The sequence below is a fragment of the Bacillus sp. M13(2017) genome (genome assembly GCF_002218325.1).
Taxonomy (GTDB): domain Bacteria; phylum Bacillota; class Bacilli; order Bacillales; family Bacillaceae_G; genus Bacillus_A; species Bacillus_A thuringiensis_K.
On record NZ_KZ268506.1, the window covers coordinates 18646 to 36074 of the forward strand.

The following is a 17429-nucleotide window of genomic DNA, read 5'->3' on the forward strand; positions in this document are numbered from 1 at the left end:
AGGGAGAAAAGTTGTAATGGTAAGAAAAACGTTCAAGATGCGCGTGTCTAAAAATAGAACGATTTCGATTAATGGATCGATTCTTGATGTGGATGTTACACATGATGAATTTTTACAAGAGTTTGTTGAGTGGGTTGATTCTAAAGGTTGGTCGTTTATGGGAATAACAGATGAGATTACGCCCGAGGAAGCTAGTCAAAAGTTAATAGATTCGTTGATTGATGAGAAGGATAAGAAAGAGTAATTCCTTCTTATTTTTATTGTATATTTATGTTCTTTATCGTAAAAGTATGATATAGTAAAAAATAGTGAAAATTCTTCCAATATAATACAAATTACATATGATTGGTAGATTTATTATTTTGTTAAGGAGTAAATGGAAAAGGGAGAGTCATATGGTAAATTTTAAGAAAATTTTGGTTTTTGTTACAGTTATTTGTTCGTTTTTTTTGACACCTATGACATTGCGTGCTGAGACGAATATTGGAGTAAATCCAGAACAAGTTGCACCACCACCTGCGGAAGGACCGAATGTTTTTAGTCAGTTTGCAACGACAATTGATGCAAAAACAGGAGATGTTTTGTATGACAAAAACGCATATCACCGCGCATTTCCTGCTAGTACGACGAAGGTGTTAACAGCGATTTTACTCATGGAGCATACAAAGCCAGAGGATCAATTTACATTTTCACAATTAGCATTAGATCAAGAGAAGAGTAATTATCAAATTGAGTTTCAACCTGGAGAGACAATTAATAGAAATACTGCGCTTATGATTTTAATGGTGCTGAGTGCGAATGATGTGTCGTATGCGATTGCGGAGCGGATTGGCGGGAGTGTTGAGAATTTCGCTAATATGATGAATGAGAAAGCGAAGCAATTGGGGGCGAAAGATAGCCACTTTGTAACACCGAATGGATTGCATGATCCGAACCATTATACGACGCCGTATGATATGGCTATGATTACGAAGGGTGTGCAAAAGTATCCTGAAATTTTACAAGCGATGAATACGAAAAGAACGACAGTTACGACGTCTAGGCAGACGGTGTCTATTTTTAATAAATCTAATTTTTTTGAAAATCCATATAGCATTGGCGGTAAGACAGGGTTTACGAATGAAGCACGTAATACACTTGTTTTATTAAATGAGAAAGATGGAAATCGTATTATAAGCGTAGTAATGGCTTCTCAAAGACCTGAAATTTATGAAGATTTGAAGCAGATGGCGGAATATTCTTTCGGTCAATTTACGAAGCAAATGGTGCTTGATAAACATAATTGGCATCAAAAAACAACATATTTAAATAAAGATGTTAATTCTGAGTTGGAACAAAGTGCGGAGCTTATGCTTAAGAAAGATGAAGGGAAAAATGTGAAAACTATTTTCCGGGCGGCTTCATTAGATAAAGAATCTTTATATCATAAAGGAATACATCGTGGTGAGGTAGTTGGTGCAGTTGATATTACGAAAAATAATCAAACAATTGCGACGGTAAATGTTCTTTCAACAGAAGATGTCACTTTTACGATGCCTAAAAAAGATACAACTATGCCTGAAGTAAAAGACTCAAATGTGAAAGTAATAAGTGTTGGGATAGGTGCGATTGTATTATTTGGAGCAATTTTATATGTAGTGTTGCGCCGAAATACAAAAGGAATGAAATCAGAAGGTAAATAAATTACTAATAAAAAGACTGTGTAAAATTTTGGCACAGTCTTTTTTCTATACTTAAAATAACTAATAATTGTAAATTTTCTTATTGCAATAACTTAAAGTTCGTTATATCATTTACTTGTGTTCTTGTTAAAGAACAAAGTGGATATTGCATACTTCAAATAATATAAAACAACGGAGAGGGAGAGAGACGATGAAATTAATATGGAAGATAATTAGCAACGCGATCTCATTTGTTTTATTTGCATTGATGGTTTTTTTAGCTTTTGTAGTTATTTCTTCAAAAGCAAGCGGTGGTGATCCGACAGTGATGGGATATCAATTTAAGAGCGTTCTTTCAGGATCAATGGAGCCGACGTTTTTAACAGGATCAATCATTGCAATAGAACCAAACAAAGATGGTTCTAAATATCAAAAAGGTGATGTTATTACCTTTAAAGAGAAAGATCAAAAAATTATCACTCACCGTATTATCGGTGTGAAAGATACAAATGGAAAAGTAATGTATGAAACAAAAGGGGATAACAACAACGGACCAGATTTAGAGCCAGTACTTGCAGAAAATGTAGTTGGAAAGTATGCAGATATTACAGTTCCGTATGTTGGTTATTTACTGAATTATGCGAATTCAAAAGCGGGAGCAGCATTACTTCTTATTATTCCAGGAGTCTTTTTACTTGGTTATTCCGCGATTTCTATTTTTGGTGCTATTCGTAGCATTGACGGAGAAAAGAAAGATAAAAAAGTAGAACAATCCGTCTAGTTCGTTTGGTTATACTTTCCGTTTAGGAAGTTAACAAATATATATTAAGGGGATATGGACATGACTTTAAAGAAAAAATTAGGAATGGGTATTACATCAGCGGTATTAGGAGCAGCTTTAGTTGGTGGAGGAACATTTGCATTTTTCAGTGATAAAGAAGTGTCAAACAATACATTTGCGGCTGGAACACTGGATTTAGCATTAAATCCATCAACGGTTGTTAACGTATCGAATTTAAAACCTGGGGATACAATTGAAAAAGAATTTAAACTAGAAAATAAAGGCTCTTTAAATATTAAAAAGGTTCTACTGAAAACAGATTATAATGTAGAAGATGTAAAGAAAGATAATAAAGATGATTTTGGTAAACATATTAAAGTAACATTCTTAAAAAATGTAGATAAACATGAGACAATTGTGAAACAAACTACTTTAGATAAATTAAAAGGTGACACACTTACAGCTGTAGATAATGATTTATCGGCTTGGTTCTGGGATGAAAAAGGTATTTCAGCAGGTAAATCCGATAAATTCAAAGTGAAATTTGAGTTCGTTGATAATGGAAAAGATCAAAATCAATTCCAAGGTGATAAGTTACAATTAAATTGGACGTTTGATGCACAACAAACAGCAGGTGAAGAAAGATAATAATAAAAAGGGCTATCACATGGATAGCCCTTTTTCTATTTTTCTAGTATTTGTCTATCAATTTTAATAGTTCTTTACTATAATATAGGTAATGTTCTGTATAAAGAACGTAACGTTCGATGGGAGAGATTAAGATGCTGAAAAGACCGCGTAATTTTAAAAAGATGCTTATATTGCCGTGTATGTGTTCTATTACGTTTTATTTAGGATCTCAAATTATGACGCATACAGAAGCGGCGTTCATTCATGAAACGAAAGTAGAAGCGACGCTTTCTACAGCAATTATATTTCCGAAAACAGTTAATACGTTAAAAGAGCAATCTGAAAAACATAAACAGTTTATTGAGCGTGAGTATGGAACGATGAAGGGGAAATCGAAAGCAACTTCTATTGAAGAAATAAAACAGGCGATTTCTGTATGGCAACAAGGGCGTGAGAAAATTGTTACTGAGAAGGAAGCCCTGCAAAATGTATATACTGAAATAGAAGCTCCTTACAATCAAATACAAGAAGAATTAAAGGTAAATAAAGATGAGTCGATGCAGCAAGTGTCCATATATGTAAATGAAGGCTTCCGCAGTATCAAAGAGAAGCGTGACTATATTGAGAAAGAAATTAGCTTGAAAGCTATTGATGAGCAAATCCAGGCTCTTCAGCAACAATTAAACGTTGCAATTGAAGCGGAAGGACAAAAGAAAGCCGAAGAACAAAAGAAAATAGAAGAACAAAAGAAAGTAGAGGAACAAAAGAAAGTAGAAGAACAAAAGAAAGTAGAGGAACAAAAGAAAGTAGAAGAACAGAAGAAAGTAGAAGAACAAAAGAAAGTAGAAGAACAGAAAAAAGTAGAAGAGCAAAAGAAATTGGAAGAACAGAAAAAGCTAGAAGAGCAGAAGAAAGCGGAGTAACTGCTTTAGTGAAACAGCCAGAAAATAAGAATGTGGTGTAAGAGAGAGCGAACGAATAAGCAAGACTAGTAATATTTATACGAGTGTGAGGGAACGTTAGCCCTCACCTCTTTGTTTTTCTTTTTTCTTATAGTATTAAATGATTTGAGTGTGAAAAAAGTTATAAATTATCATTATTTTTTCTGAAAAGTCTAAATAATATTGAGAAATAAAAATAACTGAAAATATTAATAAATATGTGTTGTGTTTATATAGGTTTGTTCGTTATAATGAACATAAGGTTTTTAAAAAAGAACACATATTGGCTAAGCTAATATAGTTTTCTTTACATCTCTTATTGAAAAATAAGTGATAAAAATATAAAAAAAGCTAGGGGGAATTGATTGTGAGTCTGAAAAAGAAATTAGGTATGGGAGTTGCATCAGCAGCATTGGGGTTAGCTTTAATTGGTGGAGGAACATTTGCATTCTTTAGTGATAAAGAAGTATCAAACAATACATTTGCAGCTGGGACGTTAGACCTTACATTAAACCCTAAGACGCTTGTAGATATTAAAGATTTAAAACCAGGGGATTCTGTTAAGAAAGAGTTCTTATTACAAAACAGCGGTTCGTTAACTATTAAAGACGTTAAATTAGCAACAAAGTATACTGTTAAAGATGCAAAAGGTGATAATGCAGGTGAAGACTTTGGTAAGCACGTTAAAGTAAAATTCCTTTGGAACTGGGACAAACAAAGTGAGCCTGTATACGAAACAACTTTAGCAGACTTACAAAAAGCTGATCCAGATCTTTTAGCTAAAGATATCTTCGCTCCTGAGTGGGGAGAAAAAGGTGGATTAGAAGCTGGTACAGAGGATTATCTATGGGTACAATTTGAATTTGTAGATGATGGAAAAGACCAAAATATCTTCCAAGGTGATACATTGAATTTAGAATGGACATTCAATGCTAACCAAGAAGCTGGGGAAGAAAGATAATAAAAAAGGCGGGTATCCCCCGCTTTTTTTTATAAAGAAAAAGAAGTGCTGGTTGTAAGCACTTCTTTCTATTATTATTTTTGATTTTGCTTCCACTTTGTAAATTCAAGAAATTCACGAAATTGTTCTTTGGAGACACCAGAGTTCATTGCATCTTTAACGAGTTGTGTCCATTCGGAGTCTAGGTTAGTTTCCTTTGTTGTTTCATCATGAAGTAAAGTATCAACTGGAATTTGTAGAACTGCTGCGATCTTTTCAAGAAACTGAATGGAAGGGTTTTTTTGTAAATTTCGTTCTATAGAACTAATGTAAGATTTAGCAACGCCAGCTTTTTCGGCAAGTTCAGTTAATGAAATACCTTTTTGTAAACGAAGGCGTTTTATACGTTCTCCAATCATATTTGCGCACCTTTCTATCAATATGTAGTTGTCTTATGATGTCATTATTATAACATAAACTTCGTTAAAAAGAACAAACCTATTGAGCCTGACTGGATGGCTTCATACGTTGGAAAAATTGCTCGATGTCTTGCATGGCGATACCAGCATCTAGAGCTTCAAGTATTAAATCAATCCATTCTTGATCCAGTGCGTCTGTCTTATCTTTGTACAAATGTAATTCCTCCCTAATTATCGGTCATAATTGCTGCTACAGAATACATGATAATGCAATCGGATTTTGTGTTTTATATAGTGAATTATCAAATATTGTGTAGATGAAACAAAGATAAAATCCCCATTAAACTCCCTCTATGGAAATTATAAATTGTTCGATAAAAACTTTCAATATTTTCAGAAAACATTGTTGAATTGTGATATATTCGTATGCTAACTATGAAATTTTTACAAATATATTAAAAATATTACATAATATAACTAAATATTGAAAAAATATTGAATTTTTAATAAAATTCAATTTGTAATACATATTATTTATTAGGGGAGGAAATATGGGATGAACAAGAAACCGTTCAAAGTTTTGTCATCAATCGCTTTAACAGCTGTATTAGGCCTTTCATTCGGAGCTGGCACTCAATCTGCATATGCTGAAACGCCTGCGAATAAAACAGCTACGAGCCCAGTTGATGATCACTTAATTCCGGAAGAACGTTTAGCAGATGCGCTAAAAAAACGTGGGGTAATTGATTCGTCAGCTTCAGAGAAAGAAACAAAGAAAGCTGTCGAAAAGTATGTAGAGAACAAAAAGGGTGAAAATCCTGGGAAAGAAGTACCGAATGGGGATCAACTTACGAAAGAAGCATCTGACTTTTTAAAGAAAGTGAAAGATGCGAAAGCAGACACGAAAGAAAAATTAGATAACCCTGCAACAGGAACACCTGCAGCGACAGGACCAGTTAAAGGCGGATTAAATGGTAAAGTACCAACATCTCCAGCAAAGCAAAAAGCGTATAACGGTGATGTGCGTAAAGATAAAGTACTCGTTTTACTTGTAGAGTACGCTGACTTTAAACATAACAATATTGATAAAGAGCCTGGCTATATGTATTCGGAAGACTTTAATAAAGAACACTATGAAAAAATGTTATTCGGTGACGAGTCATTCACGTTAGATGATGGAAGTAAAATTGAAACATTTAAACAATATTATGAAGAGCAATCTGGTGGTAGTTACACTGTAGATGGAACAGTTACAAAATGGTTAACAGTTCCTGGTAAAGCTGCTGATTACGGTGCGGATGCTGCTAGCGGTGGTCATGATAATAAAGGACCAAAAGGACCACGTGATTTAGTAAAAGATGCATTAAAAGCAGCTGTAGATAGCGGTCTTGATCTATCAGAGTTTGATCAATTTGATCAATATGATGTAAATGGTGATGGAAATAAAAATCAACCAGACGGTTTAATTGATCACTTAATGATTATTCATGCAGGTGTTGGACAAGAAGCAGGTGGTGGTAAGTTAGGTGATGATGCAATTTGGTCACATCGCTGGACAGTTGGACCAAAACCATTTGCAATTGAAGGTACACAAGCGAAAGTTCCATATTGGGGTGGAAAGATGGCAGCGTTCGACTACACAATTGAACCAGAAGATGGGGCTGTTGGTGTATTCGCACATGAATATGGTCATGATTTAGGTTTACCAGATGAGTATGATACACAATATAGCGGAGATGGTGAACCAGTTCAAGCTTGGTCTATTATGAGTGGCGGAAGCTGGGCAGGTAAAATTGCTGGAACGACGCCAACAAGTTTCTCACCACAAAATAAAGAGTTTTTCCAAAAAACAATCGGTGGTAATTGGGCAAATATCGTAGAAGTAGATTATGAGAAATTAAATAAAGGTATCGGCCTAGCAACATATTTAGACCAAAGTGTTACGAAATCTAACCGTCCGGGTATGATTCGTGTTAACTTACCAGATAAAGATATAAAAACAATTGAGCCGGCATTCGGAAAACAGTATTACTACAGCACAAAAGGTGATGATCTTCATACGAAGATGGAAACACCGCTGTTCGATTTAACAAATGCAACGACTGCAAAATTTGACTTCAAATCATTATATGAAATTGAAGCAGAGTATGACTTCCTTGAAGTACACGCTGTAACAGAAGATGGTCAACAAACGTTAATTGAAAGACTTGGTGAGAAAGCTAATAGTGGAAATGCAGATTCGACAAATGGCAAATGGATTGACAAATCATATGATTTAAGCCAATTCAAAGGTAAGAAAGTAAAATTAACATTTGATTACATTACTGATGGTGGTTTAGCATTAAATGGTTTCCTACTTGATAATGCTTCATTAACAGTAGATGGTAACGTAGTATTCTCTGATGATGCAGAAGGTACATCACAATTCAAATTAGATGGTTTTGCTGTTTCTAACGGAACAGAGAAGAAGAGCCATAACTATTATGTTGAGTGGAGAAACTATGCTGGTTCAGATAACGCGTTAAAATTTGCTCGTGGTCCAGAGTATAACAGTGGTATGGTCGTATGGTATGCAGATTCAGCTTACACAGATAACTGGGTAGGTGTACATCCAGGATACGGATTCCTAGGTGTAGTTGATTCTCATCCAGAAGCAATTGTAGGAACTTTAAATGGTAAACCGACAGTGGAAAGTAGTACACGATTCCAAATCGCTGATGCGGCGTTCTCATTCGATAAAACGGCAGCTTGGAAAGTTGTATCTCCAACGCGTGGAACGTATACGTATGATGGTTTAGCGGGTGTACCGAAGTTTGATGATTCTAAAACGTATATTAATCAACAGATTCCAGATGCAGGACGTATTTTACCGAAGCTTGGTCTGAAGTTTGAAGTAGTAGGACAAGCTGATGATAATTCTGCAGGTGCTGTTCGTTTATATCGTTAATACTGTGAAACTACCGAGAGATTTTCTTTCGGTAGTTTTTTTGTGAGCAATGAATTTTATATAGCTGAAAAAGTCATATATAATGTAACTTTAAGAATAGAAATTTGTTATATATGAAGTCTATATAAATAATGAAAGAATTGGATAAAAATAGTGGGAGAAGGTGAGTGAATGAGTATTTCCTCTATTATAAGTAGGCAAAAGGAATATTTTTTAAAAGGTCATACGAGAAGCATCGAAATGAGAAAGAATAATTTGAAGAGGCTTTATGAAGGCATTCAGCATTTTGAAGAAGAAATATTTCAGGCATTGAAATTAGATTTAAATAAGTCAGTTCACGAGTCGTTTACAACGGAAGTTGGATATGTATTAAAAGAAATTTCCTTTCAATTGAAACATATGTCATCGTGGAGTAAACCGAAGCGAGTTCGAACAGCACTGACTCATTTTGGATCAAAAGGAAAAGTAGTGCCAGAACCGTATGGTGTGACGCTTATTATTGCACCGTGGAACTATCCTTTTCAATTAGCAATTGCACCACTTGTAGGAGCATTGGCAGCTGGAAATACAATCGTTTTAAAGCCGTCAGAGTTAACGCCAAGCGTTTCAAAAGTGCTTAAGAGAATGCTAGATGAATTATTTCCAGAAGAGCTTGTAGCGGTAGTAGAAGGTGGCGTTGAAGAGAGTACATCTTTGCTGAAGGAACCGTTTGATTATATTTTCTTTACTGGTAGTGTTAGCGTTGGAAAAGTTGTAATGGAAGCAGCAGCGAAACAGTTGACGCCGCTCACTTTAGAACTTGGCGGGAAAAGTCCTTGTATTGTACATAAAGATGCAAAGATAGAGATGACAGCAAGAAGAATTGTTTGGGGTAAGTTTTTAAATGCAGGGCAGACGTGTGTAGCGCCTGATTATATGTACGTGCATTCTTCCGTGAAAGAAAAGCTAATTGAGGTACTGCGACATGAAATTACAGAGCAGTATAGTAAAGAACCTTTGAAAAATGAAAATTATGTGCGTATTGTAAGTGAGCGTCATTTTGAACGATTATGTGGATTTTTACAAGATGGTCAAGTCGTAATTGGTGGAAACTATGAGAAAGATACATTACATATTGAACCGACAGTGCTAGCGGATATTACATGGCAAGATGCTGTTATGGAAGATGAAATTTTTGGTCCGATTTTACCAATCATAGAGTACGACAATATAGAAGATGTAATTGGCACAATCCAGCAACATCCGAAGCCGTTAGCGTTATATGTATTTTCTGAAGATAAAGAAGTACAAAAGAAAGTGACGAGTAATATTTCATATGGTGGAGGCTGTATTAATGATGTTGTCTATCATCTTGCCACGCCATATTTACCTTTTGGGGGTGTTGGAAGTAGTGGATTAGGGGGTTATCATGGGAAAGAAAGTTTTCGGACTTTTTCACATTATAAAAGCATTTTAGCCCAATCTACAGCATTCGACATGAAAATTCGTTACTCTTCTACAAAAAGTGCTTTAAAATTCATACGAAAGTTGTTAAAATGATGATGGTGTTTATCAGTAGGCGTAGCCGTATGATAAAAGCCCCTTCGCAATGGAAGGGGTTTTTCTGTTCGACGTTATGTATCATGCGAAAATGAATCAAACATACTACATAAAGAATAGAAACGAACGCTTGCTAAATAACCATTTTTGTTTGGATCGAAACAAAAAATAGTCTATAGAACATAAATATTTATTCATGAATATAAAAATTTAAAATTTAAGGTAGATAGGACGGGAAAATGAAAAAGATTATTAAAGTTGAAGCAGTTGAAAAACATTTTGGAAATCAAGTGATTATCCCACCTCTTTCTTTAGATATTAAAGAGGGAGAGTTTTTAACAATTTTAGGGCCGAGTGGCTGCGGGAAAACGACTTTACTTCGTATGATCGCAGGATTTGAAACTCCAACTAAAGGGAATCTTTTATTAGATGATGAAAGAATTAACGATTTGCCGCCATATAAACGTCATATGAACCTAGTGTTCCAACATTACGCACTATTCCCACATATGACAGTAGAGAAGAATATTTGTTTTGGTATGAAAATGCAGAAAGTATCAGCAGCAGAGCAGAAAGAGCGTGCTGAAGAGGCAATGCGTTTAACGCAGTTACTTGAGTTCCGTAATCGTAAACCTGCGAAGCTTTCTGGTGGACAACAGCAGCGTGTTGCAATTGCAAGAGCGATTGTAAATAATCCGCGTGTATTACTATTAGATGAGCCACTTGGAGCGCTTGACTTTAAGTTACGAAAAGACTTGCAACGTGAATTGAAAAACTTACAACGTAATTTAGGAATTACGTTCATATACGTAACGCACGATCAAGAAGAAGCAATGAGCATGAGCGATCGTATCGTCGTTATGAATAAAGGACATATCGAACAAATCGGAACACCGAAAGAAATTTATAATAAGCCAAAAACATTGTTCGTTGCGACATTCATCGGTGAAAATAATATTGTGAAAAACGGGGAAGGCTATGTAGCAATTCGCCCTGAAAATGTAAAAGTACGTTCGGTTGAAGAACCAATTTTAAAAGAATACCATCTTGGACATATTGAAGATATTGAGTTTGTCGGAAATATGGAGAAGCTTTATGTACGTGATGAGAAAACATCAGAATTACTAATGGCATATCAAACTGCTGAAGAGGCAGCGCAGTGGAGCATTGGAGATAATGTATATGTAGGCTGGGAGCAAGAGGACGAGGTGACCTTAAATTGAAAAAAGGGAAATTACTCGCACTACCTACAGTCGCGTGGCTGTTAATTTTCTTCCTAATCCCGCTCATATTCGTATTAGGATTCGCCTTCATGCAGCGCGGAGCTTACGGGACAGTAGAAATGCAATTTACGCTGGAGAATATATCCCGTGTGTTTGACCCATTGTACTTAGGAACGTTATGGGAAACTGTTAAAATCGCAGTTATTACGACAGTAATATGTTTATTAATTGGTTATCCGTTTGCTTATACAATTACAATTGTTGACCGCAAATACCGCTCTATTCTTTTATTATTGGCAACGATCCCGTTTTGGATTAACTTTCTTGTTCGTTCATACGCATGGATTGTTATTTTACGTTCACAAGGTCTTGTGAATACGTTGTTATTAAAGCTTGGCATTATTAGTGAACCGTTAAATTTATTATATAATACTCCTTCTGTAATACTCGGAATGGTCTATTCTTTATTACCATTTATGATTTTACCAGTGTATGCAGCAATTGAGCAGCTGGATAAGCGTAAGCTAGAAGCGGCTTATGATTTAGGAGCAACACCAATAAAGGCATTTTGGAATATAACAGTGCCGATGACGATGTCAGGAATTGCGACTGGTTCTATTTTAGTATTCGTTTCTTCTATCGGAATGTTTGTTGTATCAGACGTGATGGGCGGATCGAAAGTAGCATTAATCGGAAACGTTATTCAAAACCAATTCTTAGGTGCACGTGACTGGCCGTTTGGATCTGCGTTATCGATTATCGTTGTTCTATTCTCTGTTCTGTTAATTTACTTATATTATCGTGCAACGAAAGTATATAAATATAATGAGAACGGAGGCGAATAGGCAAAGATGAAGAAGTTTTTAGTTTCTTATTCTTGGTTAATTTTGTTATTTTTGTATTTTCCAATGATGGTTTTAATGGTCTATTCTTTCAACGACTCTCGCATTAATGCGGAGTGGGAAGGTTTTACATTCCATTGGTATACAGATTTATTTCAAAAACAAGATGTTATTGATGCATTTGTAAATAGTATTACGATTGCAGTTATAACAACGATTGTGACAACGGTACTTGGTGTATTCTTTGCAATTGCTTTACATCGTTATAAATATCGTTTCGAAGGGGCTATTAATGGCCTTGTATATTTACCAATTTTAATTCCGGATATTTTAATGGGATTATCTTTACTAATTCTTTTCAGTCAGTTAGGAATGGAACTTGGACAAACAACGATTATTATTGCACATATTACATTTAGTATTTCGTTTGTTGTTGTTATTTTAGCTGCGCGTCTTTCAAGTATGGGACGTGACTTAGAAGAAGCTGCAAATGATTTAGGAGCAACCCCTTGGCAAACGTTTCGTTATGTAACGTTCCCAGCAATTGCACCGGGAGTTATTTCAGCAGCATTATTAACATTCACATTATCAATTGATGATTTTGTAATTAGTTTCTTCGTATCAGGACCAGGATCAACAACATTGCCACTATACATTTACAGTATGGTTAAGCGCGGAGTATCACCAGAAATTAATGCTCTTTCTACAATTTTAATTGTTGCTATCGTAGGATTAATGGTTCTATCTGAAATCTTCCGGAACAAAGGTGCAGATGGTGAAGAAAACTCTGGAGGACACCTTCCTTTATAATACGAACGATATAGAAAGTACAAGGGGGTAATAAATCGATGAAATTAATGAAAAGAATAGCTGGCGCAGCAATTAGCTTTAGCCTTGTTGCTGGTGTGCTTGCTGGTTGTGGTGAAAAGAAAGAAGAATTAAATATTTATAGCTGGGCTGACAATTTTGATGAGCAAGTGCTAAAAGATTTTGAAAAAAAGTATAATGTGAAAATTAACTATGACAAGTACGCAAGTAATGAAGAAATGCTTGCAAAATTACAAGCTGGTGGTGCAAAGTATGACTTAATCCAGCCGTCTGATTACATGGTTAAAACAATGGCGAAAATGGACTTATTAGCGCCGTTAGATAAAAAGAATATCCCAAATATCGAAAACATGGTTTCTAATTTCAAAACACCTGCGTTTGATCCAGAGAATAAATATTCTTTAGTGTACACTTGGGGTGTAACAGGGATTGCATACAATAAAAAGTATGTGAAAGAAGCACCTACAAGCTGGGCTGACTTATGGAATGAGAAATATAAAGGACGCGTAACGTTACTAAACGATTCTCGTGAAGTATTAGGAATGGGTCTTAAGAAGCACGGGTTCTCAAACAGTACGAAAGACGATGCACAATTAAAGACAGCAGCAGATGATTTAAAGAAGCTGCTTCCAAACTTATTAGCATTTGATACAGATAACATTAAACAAAAATTCATTACAGAAGATGCTTGGATTGGAACAGTTTGGTCTGGAGATGCAGCATTTATCGCAAAAGATAATAAAGATGTAGAATATGTTGTACCAAAAGAAGGCGGCACAATTTGGGCTGATACGTTAGCAATTCCAAAAGGTGCAAAACATAAAGAGCTTGCTGAGAAATTTATGAACTACTTACTAGATGAAAAAGTAAGTGTGAAAAACTACGAGTCAATTGGTTACAGTAATCCAAATGAAAAAGCTCATCCTCTTCATAGTAAAGAATACCGTGATAATCACATGATCTTCTTAACGAAAGAAGAGTTAGATCGTACAGAATGGCTTGTTGATGTGGACGATAAGTTAAAAGATTATGATCGTTACTGGACAGAGCTAAAAACAAAAGGTAAATAAGTAAGGAAATGCGGTTTCTAAAGTAGAAATCGCATTTTTTCATAGTAGGAGGAAATCGTTTGAAGAAGTTACATCAGTATGAGGTAATGTGTATCGGTTTGTTATTTGCTGTATTTGGTATTGTTGCTTGGCGCGTACATGCAGGTGGCGTTACAGTGATGGATACATATGTCCGTGGATTAGTAAGAGGGCTGCAAACGGAAAGTTCTCTTACATTTTTCTCGTACTTTACAAAATTGGGATCAGCAATTGGGATAGTCGCTACGCTCGTTATAAGTTTGCTTGTTTTTTGGAAGAAGCGTTATTATGCTGCGATGATTGTATATCCAATGGGAATTTTAATAACACATCTTGTGAATAAAGGGATAAAAGAGATTGTAAAGAGAGAACGTCCGTCATTAAATGAAGCGCTAGATGCACTTGGATATAGTTTTCCTAGTGGACATGCAATGCTATCGATTATGACATTTGGATTTCTTACTTATATCATTGCTGCTAATTTGAAAAGCGTAGCTGGGAAATGTGTCACAATAATTTTGATGGGTATAGTAATTCTATCGATTGGATTAAGTAGAGTCATTTTAAATGTACATTACCCAACTGATATTTTAGCTGGTTACTGCGTAGGTGGTATTTTGTTAATTATCGCGATTTACTACCATCGTTTACTTACTGAGAGATTAGGGCTTAATAAAGAGAGATAGAAAGACGTCTGGAAAAACTATCATTATAGTTTCTCCAGACGTTTTTTGTTTATATCAAGATGTGATACAGTATAAGTGACAATTGAATCATTTAAAGTAGGTGAAAATGTGTGAAGACAAATGTACATAAAGTTGATAAGTGGGGGAAGTTAGGAGCCTTTTTGTATCAGTCTCGTTATACAGTAATTGTAGCGCTACTGTTGCTCGCAATCGCACTTGGGATTTTTGCTCCAAAGCTACCGGGAGTATTAGGTGGCGATGGTTTCCAAACGGAAGGCGACTATCAAAAAACAAAAGAAATTTTAGATAAAGATTTTAAGAAGTCTCAAGATACGCTTCTGCTCGTTTTTGAGAAAAATAAAGATGTTTCGCATGAGGAATTTAAAAAACGAATAGATGAAATTGTAAAGAATGTTCAAGAGAAAGAGAACTATGAATCTTTCCATCACCCAATCCAAAATAAAGAAATGCTACAAGATGACATCGGTTATGCGACAATTTTATTTTCCGGGAAAACAAATAAAGAAAGAATGGAAAAGACATTACAATTTGCTGATGAGATTGAGAAAGAAAGTAATGTAGCATTAAAATTAACACCTACAGGATTTCCGAAAATTAATCAAGAGATTAATGAAAGAACGCAAAATGATTTAAAAGTAGCAGAAATGATTGGATTACCAATTGCGTTTCTTGTATTACTATTTTCGTTTGGGAGTCTTTTGGCATCAATTTTACCGATTTTGAATGGGGCGCTTAGTGTTATTAGTACGATGGGGATATTGTATTTCATCGGTGTTGATAAAGAACTATCTATTTTCGTGTTAAACGTTGCACCGATGATTGGACTTGCATTATCTATTGATTTTGCGCTATTATTTGTGAACCGTTTTCGAGAGGAAGTTGCTAAACGAACGGTAAAAGAAGCGATAGCAATTACATATCAAACGGCAGGACGTGCGATTGTATTTTCAGGATTATGTGTATTTGTTGGGTTATCCGGTTTGTTTTTCTTTAAGATAGATTATATTCAATCTGTAGCGATTAGCGGAATGATTGTTGTCATTATGAGCATTTTATTCTCACTCACACTTCTTCCAGCACTATTATCGTTAATAGGTAAAAGAATATTAAAAAAGAATCAAGTAGCACATACGCCGGCAAAAGCATGGCGTAAATTTGCACAATTTGTGATGAAACATCCAATTGCAATGATTATTGTTGTTACAACATTTATTGTTATTTGCTTATTACCGTTACGTACAGCTAATTTGCAGTTCCCTGGTGTTGAAGCTTTACCTGAAAAGAGTGATACAAGAATTGCATATGAAAAGTATGAAGAAGCATTTAATGAAACTGTCAAAACACACGCTGATGTTACGTTAGTTGTAGAGACGAAAAAAGATATGAAAGAAAAAGAAAGTCTACAAAAGATAGAAGAAGTCGTTCAAAAGTTAAAAGATGATAAGAAAGTACATGAAGTAAGAAGTTTATACGACGGGTTAACTGGAATGAAAGTAGATCAAGTTGTTGGAATATTACAGTCGCCAGAATCAGCGAAACTAACTCCTGTATTTGAAGCATACACGCAAGGGAATAAGACGACGATAGAAATCTTTTTGAAAACAAAACCACGTACAGAGACTGCAAAACAGTGGGTGCGTGACTTTAAAAAGAACTATAAAGAAACGGATGTTACTTATTATCTAGGAGGAATGACGACATTTCAACAAGAATTAGAAGATGAAATTAAAGATAAAGTAGTAATTGGTATGTCTGTTATATTTGGATCGACCTTTGTTATATTATTATTTGCATTCCGATCTATACTCATTCCAATTAAGGCAATTGTTATGAATATACTTAGTTTAAGTGCAACTATTGGAATTGTTGTTTGGTTATTTGAAGGTGGTCATTTCGGTTTAGAAACGAGTCCGGTTCTGTTTGTCTTACCAATCTTCATTTTTGGCCTCGTATTTGGGCTTAGTATGGATTATGAAGTATTTCTTATTTCACGTATTCATGAGCTCTATGAAGAAACAGGAGATAACGATCAAGCAACGTTAGAAGGGCTCGTTTCAACAAGTAGAATCATTACATCAGCTGCTTTAATAATGATTGTTGTAACTGGTGCATTCGCATTTACTGATATTTTACCAGTAAAGCAGATGGGTCTTGGCGTTGCGTTAGCAATATTTCTTGATGCAACAATTATTCGTCTTATGCTCGTACCAAGCTTAATGAAGTTATTTGGAGACTGGAACTGGTGGTTACCATTTCGAAAAAAACGAGAAAAATCATTGTAAAAAATGCTCATCATATTGATGAGCATTTTTTATGAATAGCAAAGCCTACATTTTGCAAATAGTATGTGATAAGAACATTACATAATAAGTAGGTGAAGGCAATGTTTCGTTATTTTAAGTTTAAGTTAAATGATACAGTACAGTTTGCCGAGAACGATGGGCATATGTATCGCATTGTCGGTTATCGGTTAGAAAAAGGATTTTATCCAAAAGATGAATGGACTCATATCATTTATGAACTACTTAGAGAATTTGACGGGTATACGATGGATGCAGAAGAGGAAGAACTTGTAAAGGTCGTTCAAGTAGAGGATGAGTATTACAAAATACAAGAAGTATCAGGTTATCGCTATCCAGTAAAAATGAAACAAAAACAACAAGTGATGAAAATAGAAAAGATGGACGATTTATTAGATGCTTACAATGACTATAAAAGGTTGGCGGATTTCTTTAAGGATTTATCGTATGAACAAAAAGCTGAAGAAGTATTGTTAGAAATGAAAAGACTTAGAGCTTGAGGGGCAGTCTATTATAAGACTGTCCTCTATTTTTGACGGTGCATCAAAGTGTGTTTTCCGTTACAATGAGAGAATCAATAGAA

The 17429-nt window shown here is 35.1% G+C and carries 17 protein-coding genes; 15 read left to right on the plus strand and 2 right to left on the minus strand.

What is annotated here, in order from left to right:
• The first annotated feature begins 16 nt into the window (after nucleotides 1-16).
• The 6 genes from CGQ22_RS16755 (at nucleotide 17) to calY (ending at nucleotide 4974) form a co-directional block, all read left to right on the plus strand.
• Complete coding sequence (locus CGQ22_RS16755; RefSeq protein ID WP_000251856.1) at nucleotides 17-244, plus strand: hypothetical protein; 228 nt, start codon at nucleotides 17-19, stop codon at nucleotides 242-244.
• Nucleotides 245-395: 151 nt separating this feature from the next.
• Entirely contained in the window at nucleotides 396-1682 is a 1287-nt protein-coding gene (locus CGQ22_RS16760) for a D-alanyl-D-alanine carboxypeptidase family protein (protein ID WP_089149008.1), read from the plus strand.
• A gap of 190 nt (nucleotides 1683-1872) precedes the next feature.
• Nucleotides 1873-2442 carry a signal peptidase I SipW gene (sipW, locus tag CGQ22_RS16765; RefSeq protein ID WP_000767792.1) on the plus strand — a complete coding sequence of 190 codons (570 nt, stop codon included), beginning with the start codon at nucleotides 1873-1875 and terminating at the stop codon, nucleotides 2440-2442.
• Between the two features lie 60 nt (nucleotides 2443-2502).
• Nucleotides 2503-3090: a CalY family protein gene (locus CGQ22_RS16770; protein WP_000172854.1), complete on the plus strand. Its 588-nt coding sequence runs from the start codon at nucleotides 2503-2505 to the stop codon at nucleotides 3088-3090.
• Nucleotides 3091-3224: 134 nt separating this feature from the next.
• Complete coding sequence (locus CGQ22_RS16775) at nucleotides 3225-3995, plus strand: DUF4047 domain-containing protein (RefSeq protein WP_175423353.1); 771 nt, start codon at nucleotides 3225-3227, stop codon at nucleotides 3993-3995.
• Between the two features lie 385 nt (nucleotides 3996-4380).
• The gene (gene calY, locus CGQ22_RS16780) at nucleotides 4381-4974 is read left to right on the plus strand and encodes a biofilm matrix protein CalY (RefSeq protein WP_000053710.1); all 594 of its coding nucleotides are present in this window, start codon (nucleotides 4381-4383) and stop codon (nucleotides 4972-4974) included.
• 74 nt (nucleotides 4975-5048) lie between these two features.
• Here the strand turns inward: calY and CGQ22_RS16785 are convergent, their stop codons facing one another.
• Both CGQ22_RS16785 and CGQ22_RS16790 read right to left on the minus strand, forming a co-directional pair.
• A complete protein-coding gene (locus CGQ22_RS16785) occupies nucleotides 5049-5372 on the minus strand; it encodes a helix-turn-helix domain-containing protein (RefSeq protein ID WP_000578885.1) in 324 nt (107 codons plus the stop codon).
• A 79-nt stretch (nucleotides 5373-5451) separates the two neighbouring features.
• On the minus strand, nucleotides 5452-5586 hold the full coding sequence (locus CGQ22_RS16790) for an anti-repressor SinI family protein (protein ID WP_000276219.1): 135 nt from the start codon (nucleotides 5584-5586) through the stop codon (nucleotides 5452-5454).
• A 342-nt stretch (nucleotides 5587-5928) separates the two neighbouring features.
• Between CGQ22_RS16790 and inhA1 the strand changes: the two genes are divergently transcribed.
• The 9 genes from inhA1 (at nucleotide 5929) to CGQ22_RS16835 (ending at nucleotide 17346) form a co-directional block, all read left to right on the plus strand.
• Nucleotides 5929-8319, plus strand: coding sequence for a M6 family metalloprotease immune inhibitor InhA1 (gene inhA1, locus CGQ22_RS16795; protein ID WP_089149010.1), 2391 nt, complete (start codon nucleotides 5929-5931; stop codon nucleotides 8317-8319).
• Nucleotides 8320-8490: 171 nt separating this feature from the next.
• Nucleotides 8491-9858, plus strand: a complete 1368-nt coding sequence (locus tag CGQ22_RS16800) for an aldehyde dehydrogenase (protein WP_089149011.1) — start codon at nucleotides 8491-8493, stop codon at nucleotides 9856-9858.
• 239 nt (nucleotides 9859-10097) lie between these two features.
• Complete coding sequence (potA, locus tag CGQ22_RS16805; RefSeq protein WP_000720333.1) at nucleotides 10098-11081, plus strand: spermidine/putrescine ABC transporter ATP-binding protein PotA; 984 nt, start codon at nucleotides 10098-10100, stop codon at nucleotides 11079-11081.
• Nucleotides 11078-11926 (plus strand): spermidine/putrescine ABC transporter permease PotB, encoded by an 849-nt coding sequence (potB, locus tag CGQ22_RS16810; RefSeq protein WP_000715490.1) that lies wholly within the window; start codon nucleotides 11078-11080, stop codon nucleotides 11924-11926. The genes potA and potB overlap by 4 nt, the downstream gene beginning before the upstream one ends.
• 6 nt (nucleotides 11927-11932) lie before the next feature.
• Complete coding sequence (gene potC, locus CGQ22_RS16815) at nucleotides 11933-12733, plus strand: spermidine/putrescine ABC transporter permease PotC (RefSeq protein ID WP_000714192.1); 801 nt, start codon at nucleotides 11933-11935, stop codon at nucleotides 12731-12733.
• Nucleotides 12734-12771: 38 nt separating this feature from the next.
• Nucleotides 12772-13821 carry a spermidine/putrescine ABC transporter substrate-binding protein PotD gene (gene potD, locus CGQ22_RS16820; protein WP_000772487.1) on the plus strand — a complete coding sequence of 350 codons (1050 nt, stop codon included), beginning with the start codon at nucleotides 12772-12774 and terminating at the stop codon, nucleotides 13819-13821.
• An 86-nt stretch (nucleotides 13822-13907) separates the two neighbouring features.
• Nucleotides 13908-14525, plus strand: coding sequence for a phosphatase PAP2 family protein (locus CGQ22_RS16825; protein WP_003300478.1), 618 nt, complete (start codon nucleotides 13908-13910; stop codon nucleotides 14523-14525).
• A gap of 110 nt (nucleotides 14526-14635) precedes the next feature.
• The gene (locus CGQ22_RS16830) at nucleotides 14636-16828 is read left to right on the plus strand and encodes an MMPL family transporter (protein ID WP_046945122.1); all 2193 of its coding nucleotides are present in this window, start codon (nucleotides 14636-14638) and stop codon (nucleotides 16826-16828) included.
• Between the two features lie 101 nt (nucleotides 16829-16929).
• Nucleotides 16930-17346, plus strand: coding sequence for a hypothetical protein (locus tag CGQ22_RS16835; protein WP_000490301.1), 417 nt, complete (start codon nucleotides 16930-16932; stop codon nucleotides 17344-17346).
• Nucleotides 17347-17429: the final 83 nt, after the last annotated feature.